This window comes from Tistlia consotensis USBA 355 (assembly GCF_900177295.1).
Classification (GTDB): domain Bacteria; phylum Pseudomonadota; class Alphaproteobacteria; order Kiloniellales; family DSM-21159; genus Tistlia; species Tistlia consotensis.
This window is the reverse complement of sequence record NZ_FWZX01000011.1, coordinates 19,558-41,499: the sequence shown is the minus strand read 5'-3', so window position 1 is coordinate 41,499 and position 21,942 is coordinate 19,558. Positions and strand designations below refer to the sequence as shown.

The following is a 21,942-nucleotide window of genomic DNA, read 5'->3' as shown; positions in this document are numbered from 1 at the left end:
CTAGCGCGGCCGGGGCCGGCTTGTCACGCCAGCCCGTCGTAGCTCGCGCCCGGGACCTCCTCGAGCAGGCCGGCGAGGCGGTCGAGGGCCTCGGTCAGGGCCTCGCGGCTGGCCGGCGGGCCGAGGCAGAGGCGCACCGCCGGCACCTCGAAGCGGCGCTGCACGGCGAAGGGCTGCGAGGGCGTGACGACGACGCCGCGGCGCTGTGCCGCCTGGACGAACTCCTCGGCGCGCCACTGCTCCGGCAGGCTCAGCCAGGCGAAGAGCGCGCCCGGCGGGCAGGCCATCGCCGCGCCGTCGAAGCGCGCCAGGGCGAGCTGGCGGCGCGCCTCGGTCTCGTCGCGGATCGCCTGGCGGATGTGCGACGCGCTGCCCGAGCGGATCATCCGGGTCGCGATCTCGGCCTGGAACGGCGAGCCCTTGCTGCCCAGGGTGAAGACCGCGCCGCGCACGGCCTCGGTGCGCGCCGGCGGCGGCACCAGGTAGCCGAGCCGCAGGCCCGGCGCCAGGGCCTTGGACAGGCTGGTGACGTGGTAGGTCAGCTCCGGCAGCAGCGCCGCGAAGGGCAGGGGCACGTCGTTGCCGAGCAGGCGGAACAGGTCGTCCTCGATGACCGGCAGGCGGTTCCGGCGCGCGACCTCGGCCAGTGCCTCGCGGCGCGCTAGTTCCATGGTCCCGGTCGTCGGGTTCTGCATGGTCGGCACCAGGTAGAGCGCGGCGGCGCCGCCGTGGGCCCTCAGCGCCGCCTCGACGCCGTCGGGCAGCGGCCCGTCGGCATCGACCGGCACCGGCTCCAGCTTGATGCCGAGCAGCCGGGCGATCGGCTGGACGCCGGGATAGGTCAGCGGCTCGACCAGCACCCGCTCGCCGGGCCGGCAGAGCGAGAGCAGCGCCGCCATCACCCCGTGGTGCGCGCCGTTGGTGATGATGATGCGTGCCGGATCGGCCTGCCAGCCGGTCTCGGCCAGCCAGGCGGCGGCGGCCTCGCGGTGCGCCGGATAGCCCTCGTTCGGCGGATAGGCGAGGTAGCGCTCGGTTTCCGGATCGCCGGCCATCTCGGTCAGCGCCTCGGCCAGCGCGCGCCCGGCCGGCACCGGCGGGGGGGCCGCGAAGTGCAGGTCGAAGGCGTTCGGTGCCTGCTCCAGCGGGATGTGCGCGCCGACCCGGAAGCCGGCCGCCGCCTTGGCGTCGCGCACGTAGGTGCCGCGCCCGACCTCGCCGACCACCAGGCCGCGCCGCTCCGCCTCGCGATAGGCGCGCGTTACGGTGCCGACCGTAACCTTCAGGTTCCAGGCCAGGTCACGGTGGGTCGGCAGCTTGGCGCCGGCCGGCAGCCGGCCGTTGGAGATGTCGGCGGCCAGCGCCTCGGCGATCGCGAGATAGCGCGGGCCGCGCTGCGGCAGGGAAGGTGTCCAAGTTGTCATGGGCACAATAATGACATTGACGGGCCATTGTCTCAAGCAATATCCGGATAGAGGCGATCGGGACGCCCTGGGACAATGGCCGACAAGACCGGAAGAGGCAGTCGCCCAAACGCCTGACAGAGGAGCCGAAAGATGGCCAGTCGCACCCTTCCCGCCGGTTTCGCCGCACGTCGGCCCGGCGCCCGCTTCTACCCGCGGATCTCGCTCGCCGACGGTCTGCTGGGCCTCGTCCGCCTGCTGCTGCTCTGGCAGGAGCGGGCCAACGAGCGGCTGCGCCTGCGCGAGATGGACGACCACATGCTGAAGGACATCGGGATCAGCCGCGTCGACGCGCTGCGCGAGGGCGAGAAGCCCTTCTGGCGGGACTGACGATTGTCCTCCAGACCGACCATATTGTAACGGAGACAATCGATGCGCCTGCCTCTCTACCAGCTCGACGCCTTCGCCGACCGGCCCTTCACGGGCAATCCCGCCGCCGTGGTGCCGCTGGCCCGCTGGCTGCCGGACGCGACGCTGCAGGCGATCGCCCTGGAGAACAACCTCGCCGAGACGGCCTTCCTGGTCCGCCGGGACGGTGGGGCGGACGGGGGGGCGGCCGGGGGTGCGGACGGCGCGGTCGAGTACGACCTGCGCTGGTTCACCCCGGCGATCGAGGTCGACCTCTGCGGCCACGCGACCCTGGCCAGCGCCGCCGCCGTGCAGCGCTGGCTGGCGCCGGGCGCCGCGACGGTGCGCTTCCACACGCGCTCCGGGGCCCTGACCGTGACCGGCGACGGCCGCGACGGCGGCCTCCTGACCATGGACTTCCCGGCCCTGCCGCCGAAGCCGCTCGACGCCGCGGCCGCAACAGCCGTCGCCGAGGCGCTCGGCCAGCAGCCGGAGGCGGTGCTCGCCGCCGACAAGGCCCTGGCGGTGCTGGCCGACGAAGCGTCGGTGCTCGCGGCGAGGCCCGACCTGCGCCGCCTCGCGGCGCTGCCGCACGACGGGCTGATCGTCTCGGCACCCGGCCGCAACCACGACTTCGTCTCGCGCTTCTTCGCGCCGCACGCCGGCATCGACGAGGATCCGGTGACCGGTTCGGCGCACTGCGTTCTGGCGCCCTACTGGGCCGGGCGACTCGGCAAGACCGCGCTCTCGGCCCGCCAGGTGTCGGCGCGCGGCGGCGAGCTCGCGCTCGAGCTGAAGGGCGCGCGGGTCGCGATCAGCGGCCGGGTCGCGCCCTATCTCGAGGGCGTCATCGAGCTGCCCGTCACGGCGGCCTGACCCGCGTCGCGCGCAGGTGCGAAGCGGCCGGGAATGCTCTAGAAAACCGGCATGGACAGTCCTGCCGGCAAGCCCCTCCCGGCGACGGGCGCCTCGCCCGTCGCCGTCCGCTACCTCGACGACTTCACGGTCGGCGAGCGCTTCGTCAGTCGCGGCGCGACGCTGAGCGAGGCGCAGATCCTCGACTTCGCCTGGCAATGGGACCCGCAGCCGTTCCACCTCGACGCCGAGGCGGCGGCCGGCTGGGGCTTCGAGGGACTGATCGCCAGCGGCTTCCACACCCTGCTGGTCGGCTTCCGGCTGTTCCAGCAGGAGAACGTCTGGAACGCCGCCTCGGTCGGCTCGCCGGGCATGGACGAGCTGCGCTGGCTGAAGCCGGTGCGCCCGGGCGACACGATCCATGCCGAGGTCGAGGTCGTCGAGGTGCGGCCGTCGCGCAGCAGGCCCGACCGCGGCAGCGCCCGGCTGCGCTACGAGATGATCAACCAGCGCGGCGAGACGGTCATGACCGTCGTCGCCATCCACCTCCTGCGCCGCCGCCCGGGGGCCGGCTGATGGCCGAGGCGATCTACCTGCTGCGCCACGGCGAGACGGTCTGGAACCGGACGCGCCGCATCCAGGGCCAGCTCGACGCCCCGCTGACCCGGCTCGGCACCGAGCAGGCCTGGGCGATGGGCGAGAGCCTGCGCCCGCTGCTCGGCGGCGAGCGGCCGAACCTGCAGGTCTCGACGCTCGGCCGCTGCCGGCAGAGCGCGGCGCTGGTCTGCGAGGCCGCCGGCCTGGATTTCGACAGCGCCGAGTTCCTGCCGGAGCTGATGGAGCTGCACTTCGGCGCCTGGCAGGGCCTCCGCAAGCCCGACCTCCGGCGCCAGCAGCCCGAGCTCTGGGCCAGGCGCGAGGCCGACCGCTGGTCCTTCGCGCCCGAGGGCGGCGAGAGCTACGCCAAGGCCTCGCGCCGCATCGCCGACTGGCTGGAGCGCATCCGATCCCTGCCCGGCATCGTCGTCGTCGTGCTGCACGGCGGCACCTCGATGCTGGCGCGCGGCCTCTACGCCGGGCTGGCGCCGGCCGAGATCGTCACCCAGGACTTCCCCCAGGACGCCTTCTACCGCCTCGCCGCCGGCACGGTCGCGCGCTTCGAGACGGGCATCTGAGGGGTTTGCAGTCGGGTCGGCACCGGCCCGCCCCCCCTTACAGCGGCCAGATCAGCAGGATCATCGGCAGTCCGACCAGCAGGATCAGCAGATCGAGCGGCAGGCCCATCCGCCAGTAGTCGGAGAAGCGGTAGCCGCCGGGGCCCATGACCAGCAGGTTCGACTGGTGGCCGATCGGCGTCAGGTAGGTCGAGGACGAGCCGATCGCGACGGCCATCAGGAAGGGGTCGACGCTGGCGCCCAGGCCGTGGGCGACGGTGATGCCGATCGGCGCCATCAGCACCGCCGTGGCGGCGTTGTTCATGATGTCCGAGAGCAGCATGGTCACGACCATCAGCAGGCCGAGCACGACCCAGGCCGGCGCGTGGCCGCCGAGGTGCAGCAGCGGCACGGCGACGGTCTGCGAGCCCCCGGTGCTTTCGAGCGCCATGCCGACCGGGATCATCGCGCCGAGCAGCACGATGACCGGCCACTCGATCGACTCGTAGAGCTCGCGCAAGTGCACGTCGCCGACGGCCAGGGTTCCGATCGCCGCGCCGAGGAAGGCGATCTGCGGCGGCAGCAGGCCGGCGACCACCGTGCCGATGGCGATCAGGAAGATCAGCGGCGACCAGGGCGAGCCGCCGCGCCGGCGCAGCTGCAGGTCGCGCCCGGCGAGCGGCAGGCAGCCGAGCGCGGCCAGCACGTCGGGCAGCGCCTCGCGCTCGCCCTGCAGCAGCAGCACGTCGCCGGCGGCGAAGCGCACCTGGCCGAGCCGCTCGTGCTGCTCCTCGCCCTGGCGCGCGAAGGCCAGCAGGTTGAGGCCGAAGCGGGTGTGCAGGCGCATCGAGCGGGCGGTGCGCCCCTCCATCCGCGAGCCCGGCACGATCACCGCCTCGACCAGGCCGACCCGGTCGGAGCGCAGGTCGCCGGCCGAGATGTCGGCGGCACCGACCAGCTCCAGCTCGGCCTTGTCGAGCACCAGCTGCAGGGCCTCGGCGTCGGCCTCGAGGATCAGGATGTCGCCGGCCTGCAGGCGGATGAAGCCGGAGGGCGCCAGGATGCGGTCGTCGTTGCGCACCAGGGCGACGACCGAGAGGTCGGCCTGGCCCAGGGTCTCGATGTCGACCAGGCGGCGGCCGACGTAGGCCGACTTGGCCGGCAGCCGCACCTCGGTGACGTAGTCCTCGATGGCGACCAGGGGCCTCTGCCCGGTCTGCTGCTCCTGGCGCTTGGGCAGCAGGTGCCAGCCGACGAGCGCGACGAAGACGACGCCGACGAGGGCGATGCTGAGGCCGACCGGCGCGAAATCGAACATGCCGAAGGGCTGGCCGGCCTCGCCGGCGCGGAACGAGGCGATGACGATGTTCGGCGGCGTGCCGATCAGGGTCGTCAGGCCGCCGAGCAGCGAGGCGAAGGAGATCGGCATCAGCACCTCGCTGGCCGGCCGCTTGGCCTCGGCCGCGACGGCGAGCGCGACCGGCAGCATCAGCGCCAGGGCGCCGACGTTGTTCATGAAGGCCGAGAAGATCGCGGTCACCAGGGCGAGGCCGAGGACCTGGATCGAGGGCCGGTGGCCCAGGCTGCCGAGCAGGCGCGCCGCGAGGTCGACCAGGCTGGAGTTGCGCAGCGCCCGCGACAGGATGAGGATCGCCGCGACGGTGATCACGGCCGGATGGCCGAAGCCGTCGAAGGCATGGTCGGCCGGCACGATGCCGGCCACGACCGCGACCAGCAGCGCGAGCATCGCCACCAGGTCGTAGCGCAGCCGGCCCCAGGCGAAGAGCAGCAGCGCCGCGCCCAGGATCGCGAAGAGCAGGATCTGCTCCGTGGTCATCGCGGCTCAGGGATTCCTCAGTATGTGGCGATGGGCCGCGGGGGCCCCTGCCCCCTGCCCGGTTCCGCCCGTGCCAGCCTGCGCGGTTAACAGTCTAGCCGGGATGCGCCATCGGGGGCGAGGGGCGAGGCGCGGCGCCGACATGACGGCCATGACCGGCGGGCCGGCGGCTCGCGTTGACGCACCGCAGCATGGCGCCTAGTATCCGCCGCGCTTTATCTCCCGAACGACCATTTAACGCGAAGGAACGACTCGACCATGACGTCCGCCGCGAAGCCGGGGCGCCGCCCGGCCAACCCGAATTTCTCCTCGGGTCCCTGCGCCAAGCGGCCCGGCTGGTCGCCCGCCGCGCTGACGGGCGCCGTCGTCGGCCGCTCGCACCGCGCCAAGGTCGGCAAGGCGAGGCTGGCCGAGGTCATCGAGCGCTCCGCGACGCTGCTCGGCCTGCCGTCGGACTGGCGGCTCGCCATCGTGCCGGCCTCCGACACCGGTGCGGTCGAGATGGCGCTCTGGTCGCTGCTCGGCGCCCGCGGCGTCGAGATGCTGGCCTGGGAGTCGTTCGGCTCCGGCTGGGCGACCGACGTGGTCAAGCAGCTCAAGCTCAAGGACGCGCGGGTGCTCGAGGCGGGCTACGGCGCCCTGCCCGACCTCTCGGCGGTCGACTGGGACTGCGACGTGGTCTTCACCTGGAACGGCACGACCTCGGGCGTGCGCGTGCCGGACGCCGACTGGATCCCCGCCGACCGCGGCGGCCTGGCGATCTGCGACGCGACCTCGGCCGCCTTCGCGATGCCGCTCGACTTCGCCAAGCTCGATGTCGTGACCTGGTCCTGGCAGAAGGTCCTGGGCGGCGAGGCGGCCCACGGCATGCTGGCGCTCGGCCCGCGCGCGGTCGAGCGGCTGGAGAGCCACAGCCCGGCCTGGCCGCTGCCGAAGATCTTCCGCATGACCAAGGGCGGCAAGCTGATCGAGGGCATCTTCAAGGGCGAGACGATCAACACGCCCTCGATGCTCTGTGTCGAGGACGCCCTGGACGGCCTGCGCTGGGCCGAGCAGATCGGCGGCCTCGAGGCCCTGGTCGCGCGCTCCCGCGCCAACCTGGCCGCGGTCGAGGCCTGGGTCGAGGCCTCCGACTGGGCCGGCTTCCTGGCCGAGCGCCCGGAGATCCGCTCCTCGACCTCGATCTGCCTCAAGGTCGTCGACCCCTGGTTCGCGAGCCAGGCGGATGACGCCCAGGGCGCGCTGATCAAGGCCCTGGTGGCCAAGCTCGACGCCGAGGGCGTCGCCTACGACATCGGCGCCTACCGCGACGCGCCGGCCGGCCTCAGGATCTGGGGCGGCGCCACGGTCGAGACCTCGGACATCGAGGCCCTGCTGCCCTGGCTCGACTGGGCCTACGCCGCCGCCAAGGCCGAGTCGCGCGCCGCTGCCTGAGCGGCCGCCCCTCGACCGTCAACCGTCGGGGCCGGCGCGAGCGTGCCGGCCCGTTCCTCTGATCTCTCCCGGGGGGAAGAAAGAGACTGATGCCCAAGGTTCTCATCGCCGACAACCTCAGCCCGCTCGCCGTCGAGGTGTTCCAGCAGCGCGGCATCGAGGCCGACGTCCGCACCGGCCTGAAGCCGGACGAGCTGGTCGCCGCCGCCGCCGACTACGACGGCATCGCGGTGCGCTCGGCCTCCAAGGTCACCGCCGCGGTGCTGGAGGCCGGCGTCACGGGCAAGCTGCGCATCGTCGGCCGCGCCGGCATCGGCGTCGACAACATCGACGTGCCGGCCGCGACCCGGCTCGGCGTCGTGGTGATGAACACCCCGGGCGGCAACTCGGTGACCACCGCCGAGCACGCGATCTCGCTGATGCTGGCGCTCGCCCGCCAGATCCCCGAGGCCGACCGCTCGACCCAGGCCGGCAAGTGGGAGAAGTCGAAGTTCATGGGCGTCGAGCTGACCGGCAAGACGCTCGGCGTGATCGGCTGCGGCAACATCGGCGCGATCGTCGCCGACCGCGCGATCGGCCTGCGCATGAAGGTCGTCGCCTACGATCCCTTCCTGTCGCCGGACCGCGCCGACGACCTGGGCGTCGAGAAGGTCGAGCTCGACGAGCTGCTGAAGCGCTCCGACATCGTCACGCTGCACGTGCCGCTGACCGACCAGACCCGCGGCATCATCGACGCCGAGGCCCTGGCCAAGTGCAAGAAGGGCGTGCGCATCATCAACTGCGCGCGCGGCGGGCTGGTCGTCGAGGCCGACCTCAAGGCGGCGCTCGACTCGGGCCAGGTCGCCGGCGCCGCGCTCGACGTCTTCGAGCAGGAGCCGGCCAAGGAGAACGCGCTGTTCGGCACGCCGAACCTGGTCTGCACGCCGCACCTCGGCGCCTCGACCGCCGAGGCGCAGGAGAAGGTCGCGGTCCAGGTCGCCGAGCAGATGGCCGACTTCCTGGTCTCGGGCGCCGTCTCCAACGCCGTCAACATGCCCTCGCTGACCGCCGAGGACGCCAAGCGCCTGGGCCCCTACATGACGCTGGCCGAGCAGCTCGGCTCCTTCGCCGGCCAGCTGACCCATAGCGGCCTCAAGGGCGTGCGCATCGAGTACGAGGGCCAGGTCGCCTCGCTGAACACCCGGCCGCTGACCCAGATCGCCCTGGTCGGGCTGCTGCGCCCGATGCTCGACTCGGTCAACATGGTCAACGCCCAGGAGCTGGCGCGGCAGCGCGACATCGACGTCGCCGAGACCAAGCACGAGCGCGACTGCGACTACCAGACCCTGCTGCGGGTGACGGTGATCACCGAGCGCCAGGAGCGCAGCGTCGCCGGCACGCTGTTCGGCGGCACCAAGCCGCGCCTGGTCTCGGTCAAGGACATCGACCTCGAGGCCCAGCTCGGCCCGCACATGCTCTACATCACCAACAACGACAAGCCGGGCGCCATCGCCGACCTGTCGCGGACCCTGGCCGAGGCCGGCATCAACGTCGCGACCTTCAACCTGGGCCGCGCCGAGCGCGGCGGCGAGGCGATCGCTCTCATCGAGCTCGACGAGCCGCTGCCGGCGGCGGTGCTGGAGCGGGTCCGAGCCCTGCCGCAGATCAAGCAGGCCGAGCCGCTGAGCTTCTGAGGGCGGGACGACCGGGCCTGATCCGATCGCAGCGCAGCGGCGCGGCCGGCGCCTCGGCCCCTGGTCGGACGATTCTAGCCCTCGCGCTTCGGCAGCAGCCGGGTGACGTGGCCCATCTTGCGGCCGGGCCGCGGCTCGGCCTTGCCGTAGAGGTGCAGCTTGGAGTTCGGCTCGCCGACCGCGTCGAGCCAGCGGCTCACCTCGTCGCCCATCAGGTTCTTCATGATCGCGTCGGCGTGGCGCTGGGTCGAGCCGAGCGGCAGGCCGCAGACGGCGCGGACCAGCTGCTCGAACTGCGAGGTGACGCAGGCGTCGATGGTCCAGTGACCGGAGTTGTGCGGCCGCGGCGCCAGCTCGTTGATCAGGATGCGGTCGTCGGAGGTGACGAACATCTCGACCGCGACCAGGCCGACCAGCTCCAGCTTCTCGGCGATCAGCCGGGCCAGGCCCTCGGCCTTGTCCGAGAGCGCCGGCGGCAGGCGCGCCGGCGCCAGGGTCTCGTCGAGGATGTGGTGGCGGTGGCGGTTCTCGACCGGCACGTAGGTCATGATCTGGCCGTCGAGGCCGCGCGCGGCGATCACCGAGATCTCCATGCGGAAGTCGACCAGGGCCTCCAGGATGCCGATCGCGTCGGGCGCGTGGCCGGCCATCTGCTCCCAGGCCGCCTTGGGGTCGCTGTCGGCCTTGACCAGGACCTGGCCCTTGCCGTCGTAGCCCATGACGGCGCTCTTCAGGATCGCCGGCGCGCCGAGCTCGCGCAGCTCGCGGGCCACGGCCTCGGGCCCGCCGACCTCGACATAGCGGGTCGTCGGCGCGCCGATCGAATTGCAGAAGTCCTTCTCGCGCAGCCGGTCCTGGCAGATCTGCAGGACCTTCGGCCCGGGCCGCACCAGCGCCCGGTCGGCCAGGAAGGCCGCGGTCGCGTAGGGCACGTTCTCGAACTCGTAGGTGATGACGTCGCAGGCGGCGGCGAAGGCGGCCAGGGCCGCCTCGTCGTCGTAGGCGGCCGCCGTCGCCCGGTTGGTGACCTGCATCGCCGGATCGTCGGCGCCCGGCCCGAAGACGTGGCTGCGGTAGCCGAGCCGCGCGGCATCGAGGGCGATCATGCGGCCGAGCTGGCCGCTGCCCAGGATGCCGACGGTGGCGCCCGGCGCGATCGGTGCCTTGCGGGCTCTAGGCATCGTCGCGCGGGGTCTCGGCCACGGAGTCGCTCTGCGCCTGCCGCCAGCGCTCGAGCCGCTCGTCGAGCGCCGGATCGGACAGCGCCAGGATCGAGGCGGCGAGCAGCCCGGCGTTGCGGGCGCCCGATTCGCCGATGGCGAGCGTGCCGACCGGCACGCCCCCCGGCATCTGGACGATCGACAGCAGCGAATCGAGGCCCTTGAGCGCCCGCGACTGGACCGGCACGCCGAGCACCGGCAGGGTTGTCATGGAGGCAATCATGCCGGGAAGATGGGCCGCGCCGCCGGCGCCGGCAATGATCACCCGCAGACCGCGCGCCTTCGCGCCCTTGGCGTAGTCGACCAGGCGGTCCGGCGTCCGGTGGGCCGAGACGATGCGCGCCTCGTGGCCGACGCCCAGAGCCTCGAGCACCTCGGCCGCGACGCGCAGGGTCGGCCAGTCCGACTGGCTGCCCATGACGATACCGACCGGCTGTGCGCTGCCCTCCATGATCCCTTCGTCCGTCCCCGCCCCGCCTGATGCGTCCCGCGCGCCCCTGCGCCGGACCCCCGCACGCTCCGTCGAAGCGAGGGGCCGCATTATCGAAATCGCCGGTTGCGCTGACAAGCCCAAGCCGGCGTGCCGGCGGAGACTGCCGCAAAGCGGCGCCGAAGGCGAGAAATGAACGAAGCGTTTACCTTTGCCGGACTAACCTTCCGACGGGACAAGCTGCGCCCGGACGCAATCGGGACGCCCGCCACCGGAAGAGGTCCGAAGGAAGCCGCATGAAGGTCAGCAGGACGTCGTCGACGCGGCCTCTGGGGGGTACCGGCGCGGTCGCCGGGGTCGGTGCCGCTCGCCCGGCCGCGCCCGCGGCCCCTGCCGCCGCCACGGAGGTCAGGGCGCCGGCCGACGTGACCTCCGTCATGGGCGTGCCGGAGCCCGAGCTCACGCCCAAGGTGCGCGCCGCCCTCGGCCAGCTGATGAACGAGGTGCACCGGCTGCGCGAGGAGCTGGAGCAGGCGAAGAAGCGCATCGGCTTCCTGGAGGAGCTGTCGGATCAGGACCCGCTGGTGCCTGTGGTCAATCGTCGCGCCTTCGTGCGCGAGCTCAGCCGCTTCATGGCCTATTCCGAGCGCTACGGCGTGCCGGGCAGCGTGCTCTACTTCGACGTCAACGGCATGAAGCAGATCAACGACAGCTACGGCCACAGCGTCGGCGACGCCGTGCTGAAGCACGTCGCCGAGGTCCTGCTGCGCAACCTGCGCAGCTCCGACGTGGTCGGGCGCCTCGGCGGCGACGAGTTCGGCGTGATCCTGATGCAGGCCAACGCCGAAGCCGGCGAGGCCAAGGGCCACGAGCTGGCCAGCTCGATCGTCGACACGCCGCTTGAGCACAAGGGCGACCTGCTCCAGGTCGGCATCTCGGTCGGCGTCCATGCCTTCTCGAGCGGCGAACATGTCGACGACGCCCTGCACGCCGCCGACCAGAAGATGTACGCGCACAAGCTGGCCAGCGCGACGACCCGCTAGAGCTTCCCTCGACCGGTCAGGCGATAATGTCGGGGGTCAACTGATCCTCGAGCCGGGCGATCTCGTCCTTGAGCAGTAGCTTGCGCTTCTTCAGCCGCTGCAGCTGCAGCTGGTCGAAGGGCGCGTGCTCGAGCAGGCGGTCGATGACGTCGTCGAGGTCGCGATGTTCGAGCTTGAGCCGCTGCAAACGCGCGTGCAGCGAAGCCCGCTCGTCGTCCCACTCGCCGTCATCGTTCATCAGGGTCCTCATCTCGGGGTGGCGCCGGCCGGCTTAGAACCACGACCGGCGCCTGTAGTATAGTTCAGACGCGCCGCGGATCGTAGCGCGCCGGCGGCGCGGAACCCACCGGGCGATCGAGAGGAGGCGGAACTGCACAAGGGCAAGAAACGCATCGGCCTGCTGACCAGCGGCGGTGACTGCGCCGGCCTCAACGCGGCGATCCGCGCCGTGGTCCACCGCGCCGTCGAGGGCCAGGGCTGGCAGGTTGTCGGCCTGCACAAGGGCACGGCCGGCCTGCTGTCGCGGCCGCCGGAGGCCGAGACGCTGACGCCGCACCGCTTCGAAGGCATGCTGCTGCGCATGGCCGGCACGATCCTCGGCACCACGAACAAGGGCGACCCCTTCGCCTTCCCCTACCCCGACGGTACGGTCAGGGACCGCTCGGACGAGATCATCGAAGGCTTCCGGGCCCTCGAGCTGGACGGCCTGATCGGCATCGGCGGCGACGGCTCGCTGTCGATCCTGCGGCGCCTCGCCCAGCAGGGCGGCATCCCGCTGATCGGCATCCCCAAGACGATCGACAACGACGTCGTCGGCACCGAGGTCGCGATCGGCCACGCGACGGCCCTCTGGGTCGCGACCGACGCCCTGGACCGGCTGCAGCCGACGGCGGCCAGCCACGACCGGGTCATGGTGCTGGAGGTCATGGGCCGCGACGCCGGCCACATCGCGCTGTCGGCCGGCATCTCGGGCGGCGCCGACGTGATCATCATCCCGGAGCTGCCCTACCGGATCGAGGGCATCGCCGGGAAGATCAACGCGCTGCGCGCCGAGGACCGCAACTTCGCCCTGGTCGTGGTCGCCGAGGCGGTGCGCCGCGAGGACGGCACGCCGGTGGTCCAGGGTCACAGCGACTCGGGCCAGGCGCTCTACGGCGGCGTCGGCCACTACATAGGCCGGCGGATCGCCGAGACGACGGGAGCCGAGGTGCGCGTGACCGTGCTCGGCCACGTCCAGCGCGGCGGCACGCCGACGCCGCGCGACCGCCTGATGGCCTCGATCTTCGGCGTCCATGCCGTCGACCTGCTGGCCGCCGGGCAGAGCGACCGCATGGTCGCCTGGAGCGGGCGCAACGTCGTCGACCTGCCGCTCGCCGAGGTCGTCGACCGGCCGCACCGAGTCGACCCGCAGGGGGCCCTGGTGCACACCGCGCGCGGCCTCGGCATCTACGTCGGCGAGGATCCGTCCTGAGCGGCGTCCCGCCCGAACCGCGCGCCGGGCCGCGCGCCGGGCCGCGCGCCGGGTCGAACCCCTTCTGGGCCTTCTCGCTCGCGACCTACGCTCGGCCCGGCGTCGCCGAGGCCTGCCTGGCCCTGCAGGACCGCCTGGGCCTCGACGTCAACCTGCTGCTGTTCTGCCTCTGGGCCGGCCGCTGCGGCCGGCGCCTGGAGGCCGGCGAACTGGCGGCCCTGCTGGCCGCCGCGGCGCCCTGGCACGAGCAGGTGGTGCGGCCGCTACGCAGCGTCAGGCGCCGGCTGAAGGGCTTGCCCGGCGCGGGGCACGAGGCCCTGCGCCAGCGGATCAAGCGCGACGAGCTGGAGGCCGAGCGGCTGGAGCAGGACCTGCTGCACGAGGCCCTGCCGCTGGCGCCGGCCGCCGCCGACCGCGAGGCGGCGCAGGCCAACCTGCTGGCCTACGCCGGCGCGGAGGCCCCGGAGCTGGCGGCGCTGCTGTCGGCGCTCGACTGACACCGCGCCCCCTCAGGAGAGGAGCGACTTCTTCCCCCGCCGCTTGGCGGCGCGCTCGACGCGGCCGTCCGGCCCGGGCTCGCCCCAGCGGCGGACCAGCGGGCTGTCGAGCTCGAAGAGGTCGAGGACCCGGCCGACGGACTGGTCGACCAGCTCCTCGATGCTGCCCGGGTTGGCATAGAAGGCCGGCACCGGCGGCGCGATCACCGCGCCCATCTCGGACAGCGCCAGCAGGCTGCGCAGATGGCCGCTGTGCAGCGGCGTCTCGCGGACCATCAGCACCAGGCGCCGGCGCTCCTTCAGCACGACGTCGGCGGCGCGGGTCAGCAGGCTGGCCGTGACCCCGCAGGCGATCTCGGAAAGGCTGCGGACCGAGCAGGGCGCGATGACCATGCCGAGCGTGCGGAACGAGCCGCTGGCGATCGGCGCGCCGATGTCCTCGACCGGATGCACCACGTCGGCGAGCGCCTGGACCTCGGCGAGCTTCATGTCGGTCTCGTAGGCCAGCGTGACCTCGGCCGAGCGGCTGACCACCAGGTGGGTCTCGACCGGCAGCGGGCGCAGGGCCTGGAGCAGGCGAACGCCGTAGACCGCGCCGCTCGCGCCGGTGATGCCGACGATCAGCCGTGCCGTCCTGCCCATCGCCCCGTTCTCACCATCCACCCGCCCGATTGAAGCCGGATCGGAAATCCACAAGTTAGAGGGGGAGGCCGCTTGGCACCCCAGCCGAGCCGGCGTTAGCATGAACGGCTGTCAAACTAAAGGGAGACGGGTCCCATGTCTTTGCAGGAGCACGTCGACGCTCTTCGCGCCAAGCATGCGGAGTTGGAGCAGCAGATCGAGAAGGAGAGCCTCCGACCCCACCCCGACGAGACCACCCTGCACGCCCTGAAGCGCGAGAAGCTGCGCATCAAGGACGAAATCGCTCAGCACGAACTGCACTAGCACCCGATCCCCCGGGCCGGGGCGCCGGCCTTCCCGCGCCCTTCCGGTCCGCAAGGATCCCGCTCCAGACGCCGAGGCCCGCGTCGTCCCGGTCTCGGCCCGCGGGCCGTCCTCTCGCCCTCGCCGTTCGAGCGACGGCCGGGAACAGTCGAAAGCGGCCCGGCAGAATCGCCCGGGCGGTGCAGCCCGGCCCCGTATTCTACCATCAGGATATAGGCTCAGCCGACCTCGCGCAGGCCCGGTTCGGTCGCCGAGGTCGTGGCGAGCACCCGACTCGCGGGCAGCCGCAGCACGGCGCAGGTGCCGCGGTCCGGCCCGCTGTCGATCTCCAGCACGCCGCCGTGGAGGCGCGCCAGGGCGAAGGCGATCGACAGGCCCAGGCCGCTGCCCCGGGTCTTGGCGGCGACCAGGGGATCGAGCTGCTCGTCGTCGCCCTGGGCGGCCGCCAGGATCTCGGGCGCGATGCCCGGCCCGTCGTCGGCGACGACCAGCCGCAGGTCGCCCTCGGCGCCGCGCTCCAGCTCCAGGCGCACCACGGCGCCGGGCTGCAGGTAGTCGGCGGCGTTGGTCAGCAGGTTGATCAGGATCTGCTTGATCCGGATCGGATCGCAGTAGACCCGCGGCGTCTCGCTCGGCAGGCGGTTGTCCAGCCGCACAGAGCGGTCGCGCGCGGCCCCCTCCATCAGGTTCAGGCAGTCCTCGACCAGCTTGCCGATCGCCACCGCCTCCTCGTCGTTGAGCGTCAGCCGCCCCGACTCGGCGCGCGACAGGTCGAGCAGGTCCTGGACCAGCGAATGCAGGTGCAGCGAGCTCGAGCGGATGTGCTCGGCGTATTGGCGGTAGCGCTCCGGCAGCGGCCCCAGGATGCCGAGGGTCATCAGCTCCGAAAAGCCGGCGATGGCATTGAGCGGGGTGCGCAGGTCGTGGCTCATGCGCGCCAGGAACTGCGATTTCGCCCGGTTGGCGCCGTAGGCGATGCGGTAGGCCTGGGCCAGCTCGCGGTTGCGGCGGCTCATCGCCGAGACCGAGCGCAGCTGCAGCACCGTCGCGCCGGTCAGCACGGCGAGGGCGACGAGCAGCAGCCCGGTGAAGCCGAAGAGGTGGGACCAGAACCTCTGCAGCACGAAGGCGTCCGTCAGGCCGACCGCCGCGACCAGCGGGAAGCCCTCGAGCCGCCGGTAGGCGACCAGCCGCCGCTTGTCGTCGAACAGCGAGGAGGTCTCGAAGACGCCCAGGCCGTCCCGGCGCAGATGCTGCTCGAACAGCGGCGTGTCCGCCAGGCTGGTGCGCGGCCAGAAGCCGTTGCCGGGCAGCTGCATCAGCAGCGCCCCGTCGGCGCGCGCTAGCAGGGCCCGGCGGTTCTGGTCGATGTCGCTGGCGGGGACGCCCTCGGCGAGGCTGCGCGGCGAGATCGAGGCGACCACGACGGCGAGCAGCTCGCCCTGCGGGCCGCGCACCGCCTTGGACAGCGGCAGCGCCCACTGGCCGTCGAGGAACGACAGCACCGGCCGGCCGATGAAGATCTTGCCGATGCGCCCGGCGCGCGGCAGCAGGTAGTAGCTGCGCGATCCGGCATTGAAGCCGACCGCCGGCCGGCCCGGCCGCGAATCGGCGACGATCCGCCCCTCGCCGTCGATCACCAGGACGGCCCGCAGGCTGCCGATGCGCCGGACGAGGTTGTGCAGGTAGTCGGAGAGCCTGGGATCGCCCGGTCCGTCGGCGGCGACCCGTGCGGTCGCGACGTCGAGCACCGTCTCGACGCCGACCAGGGTCAGGCCGATCGCATGGGCGAAGGACTGCAGCTGGCTGAGCGCGAGGTTCTCGGCGGCGCGCAGCGTCTCGCGCCGCTCGCTCCACAGGCTGGCGCCGACGAACAGCACGAGCAGGACGGCGATGGCCAGGCTGCCGAACAGCGTGACCCGCTTCAGACGACGCGACGAAAGGTCGGGCGACGCCGCCGACATCGCGACCCCCCGCTTCTCTGTTCACCCATGGGGTGTGGACGCTAGGCCGCGCCAGCCTAACAAACCGTGAATTGCCGGTCGCCGGCGGGTGCCGTCAGCCGGCCGCGGCGCGGGCCCGCTGGCGCAGCTCGAACTTCTGGATCTTGCCGGTCGAGGTCTTGGGCAGCGCCTCGAAGAGGACGCGCCGCGGGCACTTGTAGTGGGCCAGCACCGAGCGGCAGTGCTCGACCAGTTCGGCCTCGCTCGCGCTCGCGCCGGGCTTGAGCTCGACGAAGGCCCAGGGCGTCTCGCCCCACTTCTCGTCGGGATGCGCGACCACCGCCGCCGCGGCGACGGCCGGGTGGCGGTAGAGCGCGTTCTCGACCTCGATCGAGGAGATGTTCTCGCCGCCCGAGATGATGATGTCCTTCGAGCGGTCCTTGAGCTGCAGGTAGCCGTCGCGCTGCACGACGCCCAGGTCGCCGGTGCGGAACCAGCCGCCGGCGAAAGCCTTCCCGGTCGCGTCGGGGTTCTTCAGGTAGCCCTTCATGACGATGTTGCCGCGCATCGCGACCTCGCCCAGGGTCTCGCCGTCGTGCGGCACCGGCTCCAGGGTCTCGGGATCGAAGACCCCGAGGCCGTCGAGCACCGGATAGGCGACGCCCTGGCGCGCCTTCAGCTCGGCCTGCTGCTCGATCGGCAGCTCGTCCCACTCGCCGTGCCAGGCGCAGACCACGGCCGGCCCGTAGACCTCGGTCAGGCCGTAGACGTGGGTCACCTCGATGCCCTGGGCCTGCATGCCGGCCAGCACCGAGGCCGGCGGCGGCGCCGCCGCGGTCATCATCTTGACCGGCTGGTCGAAGGAATTCTGCTGCGCCGCGTCGGCGGCCAGGATCATCTGCATGACGATCGGCGCGCCGCAGAGGTGGGTCACCCGCTCCTCGGCGAAGGCGCGGTAGATCGCCGCCGTCTCGACCTTGCGCAGGCAGACGTGGGTGCCGGCCAGGGCGGTGACGGTCCAGGGGAAGCACCAGCCCGAGCAGTGGAACATCGGCAGCGTCCAGAGGTAGACCGGATGCTGCGGCATCTGCCAGGTCATGACGTTGCCGAGGGCGTTCAGGTAGGCGCCGCGGTGGTGGTAGACGACGCCCTTGGGGTCGCCTGTCGTGCCGCTGGTGTAGTTGAGCGCGATCGCCTGCCACTCGTCCTCGGGCAGGGACCACTCGAAGGCGGGGTCGCCGCCGGCCAGGAAGCTCTCGTAGTCGGTCTCGCCGAGCCGCTCGCCGCCCGGCCCCTCGGGGTCGTCGACGTCGACCACCGGGATCGGCCGGCCAAGGATCTTGAGCGCCCGCTCGATCACCGGGTGGTACTCGGTATCGGTGATCAGCAGCCGGGCCTCGCCGTGCTCCAGCGTGAAGGCGAGGGTCTCGGCGTCGAGCCGGGTGTTGAGCGCGTTGAGCACCGCGCCGGTCATCGGCACGCCGTGGTGCGCCTCCCACATCTCCGGGATGTTCGGCAGCATGGCGGCGACCGTGTCGCCGAGGCCGATGCCGCGCGCCGCGAGGGCCGAGGCGAGGCGCCGGCAACGCTCGTAGGCCTGGGACCAGCTGTAGCGGCGCCGGCCGTGGGCGATCGCGAGGCGGTCCGGGTAGATCGCCGCGGTGCGCGGCAGGAAGCCGAGCGGCGAGAGCGCGCGATGGTTGGCGGGCCCGCGCTCCAGGTCCTGCTCGAAGGCGCTGCGCCGGCTGGCGACCGGACGCTCGGTGGTCGTGCTCATGACTCTCGTGATTAAGCCTCGACCGCTGCGGCCGCAAGAGCCGGCTGGCGACTTCCGGCCGTCGTCGGCGGCGGCTATCCTGTCCGCTCGTCAAGGGAAGGGGGAGCAGGGCCATGCCGCGACCGTCGCAGGGGCTGCCTGGCGCCGCCCGGATGCTGCTGGCCGGCCTGCTGATCGCGCTGCTCGCCGGCTGCTCGGTGCAGATCCGGCCGGGCACGCGGCCCGAGTCGGAGAGCCAGAAGCAGGCCGTCGCCCTGGCGCCCAAGGCCCAGCAACGGCTCGACGAGGCCGACGACACGCTGGTCCAGCTGGTCTGCGTGCGCACCCAGGAGAAGATCAAGGATCCGCAGCGCTTCGCCGACCCGCTGGAGCGGCTGTCCGCCGAGACGGTGCTGGCCGATTGCCCGGACAAGCTCGCCAGGCCCTTCGCCCTGGCGCTGCAGGACGCCGCGATGATCGAGCCGCGCGACCGCTTCCAGGGCCTGCTCGACCCCTCCGATCCGAACGCGCCGCTGCAGCGCCGCGGCGAGCGCATCAAGGTCGCGGTCTGGACCGACGCCGAGAGCGAGCAGCGCTACTACGCCGACAAGCAGGGCCGCACGCCGCCGACCCGGCCGGTCGTCTGGGTGACGCTGGTGCCGGAGATCCAGGCCTGGTGCCGGACCGCGCTCGACTGGCCGGATCGCAGCCTGGCGACCCAGGCGGCCAACGCGCTCAGGGTCAACCAGCGGCTCGGCATCCCGCCCGGCACGATCGATTCGCGCTTCGTCGAGCTCTGGGTGCCGGTCGAGGCGCTGCTGCGGTCCTGCGCGGACCCCGACACCCACAAGCTGGCCTGCGACCTCAATCCGCCGGCCAGCCTGAACCGGCCCGACCTGACCGACGCCGCCTGGTTCAACTGGCTGGTCAGCACGACCAACCATTCCTATCGGCCCGCCGGCGCACCCTGGACCCGGCTCGGCTACACCTACGACTGGGGCGACGGGCGGGCCGAGCCGCCCTACGGCGCCACCGAGTTCGTGCTGGCGCCGAGCACGACCTACGAGGTCGCGGACCGCAGGTCGCTGCTCGACTACTGCCGCAAGTGAGGCGCGCGGCCGCCCTGCTGTTGCTCTGGCTCGCGCTCGCCGCCACCGGACCGGCGACGGCGGCAGCGCCGGACTGCAGCCGTGCCGCGACCGTCTGGTCGGCGAGCGATCCGCCGGTCGACCTGACCCATCTGTTCTGCGGCGAGGTCGACCGGCACAGGTCTGCCCTCGAGGGCTATCACGCCCTGGCCGGCGAACGCAGCGCCGGGGAACCGGAGATCCGGCAGCGCTATGCCGGGCCCAACGCCGACGGCGTCAGCCGCGCCGTAGTCTGCCTGACCGGCGCGCGCGCGGCCGGGCTCCGCCGGCCCTGCAAGTGCTCCTCGCTGTTCCCGGCCGACTGGAGCGTCGGGCGGGTCGTCGCCGCGATCCTCGCGGCCCTGCGCGACGGCAGCACCGACGGCCGCGGCTTCTTCCGCGGGGCCAGCGGGGCCGGCTTCACCGTCGAGGGCTGGCTGGTCCCGGCGCGCCGGGCCCGGGCCGCCTGCGGCGCCGCCCGCTGCGTCGCGACCGCCTGGCCAGCCTTCGAGGACGACGCGAGCGGCGAGGCCCTGCCCTGGTCCTGTCCGCTGCCCCGCTGAGCTCAGGCCGGCACCGACCGGCGCTCTACGGCGAGGCATTCCTCCAGCGCCCCGGCGACCGACAGCAGCAGGTCCTCCGCGTACCAGCGGCCGGCGAGCTGCAGGCCGATCGGCAGGCCTTCGCCGGTCCAGCCGCAGGGCAGCGAGAGGGCCGGATGGCCGGTCAGGTTCAGCGGGAAGGTATAGGGATACCAGCCGGCCCGGATCGGCCCGGCCGGGACGCCGGCGATGACCACCTCGGCATGGCTGTCGGTGTCGGCGGGCAGGCTGGCGGCGGCGAGCGTCGGCGTCACCAGCAGGTCGACGCGCTCGAACAGCCGCTCGAGCGTCCGGAACAGCGCGCTGCGCGCGGCATTGGCCGCCTGCACCTCGGCGCCGCTGCGCGCCAGGCCCTTCTCGACCGTCGTGACGAAGCTCCGGTCGAAGCGGTCGCGGTCGGCCGCGAGACGCTCGCCGAAGCGGCCGGCCAGGGCCGACTCCAGCTGCGCCCGGAAGAAGGGCTCGTGGCGGCAGAGGTCGAGCTCGACCGGCTCGACCGCGAAGCCGAGGCCCTCCAGCGCCGAGACGGCCGCCTCGAAGGCCGCCGCGACCTCGGGCTCGACCGCCGGGTTGCCGACCGTGAGCGCGACGCCGACCCGGCGCGCCCGCACCGCCGGCCGCGGCTCGGGCAGCACCTTCGACCAGGGATCGCGCGGGTCCGGCCCGGCCATGGCGGCATACATTGCCGCCAGATCCCGGACGCTGCGCGCCATCGGGCCGATGAAGGAGTTGTTGGCGAAGAGGTCGGCGGCATGGACGTGGGGGATCCGGCCCTGGGTCGCCTTCAGGCCGAGCACGCCGCAGACGCTGGCCGGGATGCGGATCGAGCCGCCGCCGTCGGTGCCGACGGCGAGCGGCACCTGGCCGACCGCCAGCGAGACCGCGGCGCCGCCGCTCGAGCCGCCGCTGGTGTAGGCCCGGTTCCAGGGATTGAGCGTGCGGCCGAACAGCGGGCTCTCGGTGATCGGCTTGTGGCCGAGCTCCGGGGTCGTGGTCTTGCCCAGGATCACCGCGCCGGCGGCGCGCAGCCGGGCGACCGGCACCGCGTCCTCCGGCGCCGGCGTGCCGGCGAAGACCCTGGAGCCGAGCGAGGTCGGCATGCCGGCGACGTGCACCAGGTCCTTGACCGAGACCGGCACGCCGGCGAGCGGCCCCAGGGGCTCGCCGGCGGCCCGGGCGGCGTCGAGCCGGTCGGCCTCGATCCGCGCGCCGTCCGGATCGAGGTGGATGAAGGCGTTGGCCGCCGGCTCGCTGGCCTCGATCCGGGCCAGCGCCGCCTCGACGACCTCGCGCGCGGAGACCTCGCCGGCGGCGACCAGCCGTGCGATCTCCAGGGCGCCGAGCGCCCGGTAGTCCTCCGCGTTCATGGCAGCTCCTCTCAGATCATCCAGCGGCCGCCGTCGATCAGCAGCGTCTGGCCGGTGACGTAGCGGGCGGCCGGGCTGGCCAGGAAGACGACGACGTTGGCGACGTCCTCGGGCTCGGCGACGAAGCCGAGCGGCACGCTCTCGCGGATCCGGTCGATCACGGCGCGCGGCAGGCGGTCGTGGGCGCGGGTGCGGATCGCGCCCGGCGCCACCGCGTTGACCGTGACGCCCTGCGGCGCCAGCTCCCGGGCCAGCGAGCGGGTGAAGCCGACGACGCCCATCTTGGCCGCCGCGTAGTCGGCCAGGCCGCTGTCGCCGTAGAAGGCCGACTCGGTCGACATGTTGACGATCCGGCCGCGGCCGCGCGCGGCCATGCCGGGCGCGACCAGCCGGCTGGTGCGCAGCGTCGTCAGCAGCGAGACCTCGAGCACGAAGCGCCAGGTCGCCTCCTCGGACTCGAGGAAGGGCCCGGCCTTGTCGCGGGCGCTCTGGCCGACGTTGTTGAACAGCGTCTCGACCGGACCGAGCTCGGCCTCGGCGCGGGCGACGGCGGCCTCGACCGCGGCGCCGTCGGTGCAGTCGACGGCGATCGCGAGCGCCCGCCGCCCGGCGGCGCGGACCGCCTCGGCCGCCTCCGCCAGGGCCGTCTCCTCGCGGTCGAGCAGCGCGACCTCGGCCCCGGCGGCGGCGAGCGCCAGCGCGCTGGCCCGGCCGATGCCGTTGGCGGCCCCGGTGACCAGGGCGACGCCCGAGAGCGCGAAGGCGGACATGGCGGGC

The 21,942-nt window shown here is 73.0% G+C and carries 22 protein-coding genes; 12 read left to right on the top strand and 10 right to left on the bottom strand.

Translation table 11 applies throughout. The annotated features are described in order from the left end of the window. Positions 1-23 precede the first annotated feature (23 nt). The gene (locus B9O00_RS14595; protein WP_085123425.1) at positions 24-1,424 is read right to left on the bottom strand and encodes an aminotransferase-like domain-containing protein; all 1,401 of its coding nucleotides are present in this window, start codon (positions 1,422-1,424) and stop codon (positions 24-26) included. A 132-nt stretch (positions 1,425-1,556) separates the two neighbouring features. Between B9O00_RS14595 and B9O00_RS14590 the strand changes: the two genes are divergently transcribed. From B9O00_RS14590 to B9O00_RS14575, 4 genes are read left to right on the top strand one after another with little or no spacing between them, the layout of a single operon-like run. Next, positions 1,557-1,793 (top strand): DUF1127 domain-containing protein, encoded by a 237-nt coding sequence (locus B9O00_RS14590; RefSeq protein WP_085123424.1) that lies wholly within the window; start codon positions 1,557-1,559, stop codon positions 1,791-1,793. Positions 1,794-1,835: 42 nt separating this feature from the next. Further along, positions 1,836-2,687: a PhzF family phenazine biosynthesis protein gene (locus tag B9O00_RS14585; protein WP_085123423.1), complete on the top strand. Its 852-nt coding sequence runs from the start codon at positions 1,836-1,838 to the stop codon at positions 2,685-2,687. A gap of 51 nt (positions 2,688-2,738) precedes the next feature. Further along, a complete protein-coding gene (locus B9O00_RS14580; protein WP_085123422.1) occupies positions 2,739-3,242 on the top strand; it encodes a MaoC family dehydratase in 504 nt (167 codons plus the stop codon). Then, positions 3,242-3,841 carry a histidine phosphatase family protein gene (locus B9O00_RS14575; RefSeq protein ID WP_085123421.1) on the top strand — a complete coding sequence of 200 codons (600 nt, stop codon included), beginning with the start codon at positions 3,242-3,244 and terminating at the stop codon, positions 3,839-3,841. The genes B9O00_RS14580 and B9O00_RS14575 overlap by 1 nt, the downstream gene beginning before the upstream one ends. 37 nt (positions 3,842-3,878) lie before the next feature. Here B9O00_RS14575 and B9O00_RS14570 read toward each other — a convergent pair whose 3' ends face one another. Next, complete coding sequence (locus B9O00_RS14570; protein WP_085123420.1) at positions 3,879-5,657, bottom strand: SLC13 family permease; 1,779 nt, start codon at positions 5,655-5,657, stop codon at positions 3,879-3,881. Positions 5,658-5,915: 258 nt separating this feature from the next. On the opposite strand from B9O00_RS14570, the gene B9O00_RS14565 reads away from it, so the two are divergent. Next, positions 5,916-7,091: a phosphoserine transaminase gene (locus B9O00_RS14565; RefSeq protein ID WP_085123419.1), complete on the top strand. Its 1,176-nt coding sequence runs from the start codon at positions 5,916-5,918 to the stop codon at positions 7,089-7,091. An 89-nt stretch (positions 7,092-7,180) separates the two neighbouring features. Next, complete coding sequence (serA, locus tag B9O00_RS14560) at positions 7,181-8,764, top strand: phosphoglycerate dehydrogenase (RefSeq protein ID WP_085123418.1); 1,584 nt, start codon at positions 7,181-7,183, stop codon at positions 8,762-8,764. A gap of 74 nt (positions 8,765-8,838) precedes the next feature. Here serA and B9O00_RS14555 read toward each other — a convergent pair whose 3' ends face one another. Both B9O00_RS14555 and purE read right to left on the bottom strand, forming a co-directional pair. After that, positions 8,839-9,945, bottom strand: a complete 1,107-nt coding sequence (locus tag B9O00_RS14555) for a 5-(carboxyamino)imidazole ribonucleotide synthase (protein ID WP_085123417.1) — start codon at positions 9,943-9,945, stop codon at positions 8,839-8,841. Continuing rightward, positions 9,938-10,435 (bottom strand): 5-(carboxyamino)imidazole ribonucleotide mutase, encoded by a 498-nt coding sequence (gene purE, locus B9O00_RS14550; RefSeq protein ID WP_085123416.1) that lies wholly within the window; start codon positions 10,433-10,435, stop codon positions 9,938-9,940. The genes B9O00_RS14555 and purE overlap by 8 nt, the downstream gene beginning before the upstream one ends. 404 nt (positions 10,436-10,839) lie before the next feature. On the opposite strand from purE, the gene B9O00_RS14545 reads away from it, so the two are divergent. Beyond that, the gene (locus B9O00_RS14545; RefSeq protein ID WP_200808516.1) at positions 10,840-11,457 is read left to right on the top strand and encodes a GGDEF domain-containing protein; all 618 of its coding nucleotides are present in this window, start codon (positions 10,840-10,842) and stop codon (positions 11,455-11,457) included. Between the two features lie 16 nt (positions 11,458-11,473). On the opposite strand, the gene B9O00_RS14540 is transcribed toward B9O00_RS14545, so the two are convergent. Then, on the bottom strand, positions 11,474-11,695 hold the full coding sequence (locus tag B9O00_RS14540) for a YdcH family protein (RefSeq protein WP_085123414.1): 222 nt from the start codon (positions 11,693-11,695) through the stop codon (positions 11,474-11,476). A 132-nt stretch (positions 11,696-11,827) separates the two neighbouring features. Between B9O00_RS14540 and B9O00_RS14535 the strand changes: the two genes are divergently transcribed. Together B9O00_RS14535 and B9O00_RS14530 are read left to right on the top strand one after the other, a co-directional pair. Then, positions 11,828-12,928: an ATP-dependent 6-phosphofructokinase gene (locus B9O00_RS14535; protein ID WP_085123413.1), complete on the top strand. Its 1,101-nt coding sequence runs from the start codon at positions 11,828-11,830 to the stop codon at positions 12,926-12,928. Next, complete coding sequence (locus B9O00_RS14530; RefSeq protein WP_085123412.1) at positions 12,925-13,425, top strand: TIGR02444 family protein; 501 nt, start codon at positions 12,925-12,927, stop codon at positions 13,423-13,425. The genes B9O00_RS14535 and B9O00_RS14530 overlap by 4 nt, the downstream gene beginning before the upstream one ends. A 12-nt stretch (positions 13,426-13,437) precedes the next feature. Here the strand turns inward: B9O00_RS14530 and B9O00_RS14525 are convergent, their stop codons facing one another. Beyond that, a complete protein-coding gene (locus B9O00_RS14525; RefSeq protein WP_085123411.1) occupies positions 13,438-14,067 on the bottom strand; it encodes a UbiX family flavin prenyltransferase in 630 nt (209 codons plus the stop codon). Between the two features lie 135 nt (positions 14,068-14,202). Between B9O00_RS14525 and B9O00_RS14520 the strand changes: the two genes are divergently transcribed. Next, on the top strand, positions 14,203-14,370 hold the full coding sequence (locus tag B9O00_RS14520; protein ID WP_085123410.1) for a YdcH family protein: 168 nt from the start codon (positions 14,203-14,205) through the stop codon (positions 14,368-14,370). Positions 14,371-14,588: 218 nt separating this feature from the next. Here B9O00_RS14520 and B9O00_RS14515 read toward each other — a convergent pair whose 3' ends face one another. Together B9O00_RS14515 and B9O00_RS14510 are read right to left on the bottom strand one after the other, a co-directional pair. Continuing rightward, on the bottom strand, positions 14,589-16,334 hold the full coding sequence (locus tag B9O00_RS14515; RefSeq protein WP_085123409.1) for a sensor histidine kinase: 1,746 nt from the start codon (positions 16,332-16,334) through the stop codon (positions 14,589-14,591). A gap of 94 nt (positions 16,335-16,428) precedes the next feature. Further along, complete coding sequence (locus B9O00_RS14510) at positions 16,429-18,090, bottom strand: acyl-CoA synthetase (RefSeq protein ID WP_085123408.1); 1,662 nt, start codon at positions 18,088-18,090, stop codon at positions 16,429-16,431. Between the two features lie 113 nt (positions 18,091-18,203). Here B9O00_RS14510 and B9O00_RS33080 point away from each other — a divergent pair, with 113 nt between their 5' ends. Together B9O00_RS33080 and B9O00_RS33075 are read left to right on the top strand one after the other, a co-directional pair. Then, complete coding sequence (locus tag B9O00_RS33080; protein WP_159460220.1) at positions 18,204-19,178, top strand: hypothetical protein; 975 nt, start codon at positions 18,204-18,206, stop codon at positions 19,176-19,178. Continuing rightward, on the top strand, positions 19,175-19,759 hold the full coding sequence (locus B9O00_RS33075) for an EndoU domain-containing protein (RefSeq protein ID WP_159460219.1): 585 nt from the start codon (positions 19,175-19,177) through the stop codon (positions 19,757-19,759). The genes B9O00_RS33080 and B9O00_RS33075 overlap by 4 nt, the downstream gene beginning before the upstream one ends. A gap of 2 nt (positions 19,760-19,761) precedes the next feature. Here B9O00_RS33075 and B9O00_RS14500 read toward each other — a convergent pair whose 3' ends face one another. Beyond that, on the bottom strand, positions 19,762-21,165 hold the full coding sequence (locus B9O00_RS14500; protein WP_085123407.1) for an amidase: 1,404 nt from the start codon (positions 21,163-21,165) through the stop codon (positions 19,762-19,764). Between the two features lie 11 nt (positions 21,166-21,176). After that, positions 21,177-21,935 (bottom strand): SDR family NAD(P)-dependent oxidoreductase, encoded by a 759-nt coding sequence (locus B9O00_RS14495; protein ID WP_085123406.1) that lies wholly within the window; start codon positions 21,933-21,935, stop codon positions 21,177-21,179. Between the last annotated feature and the right edge of the window lie 7 nt (positions 21,936-21,942).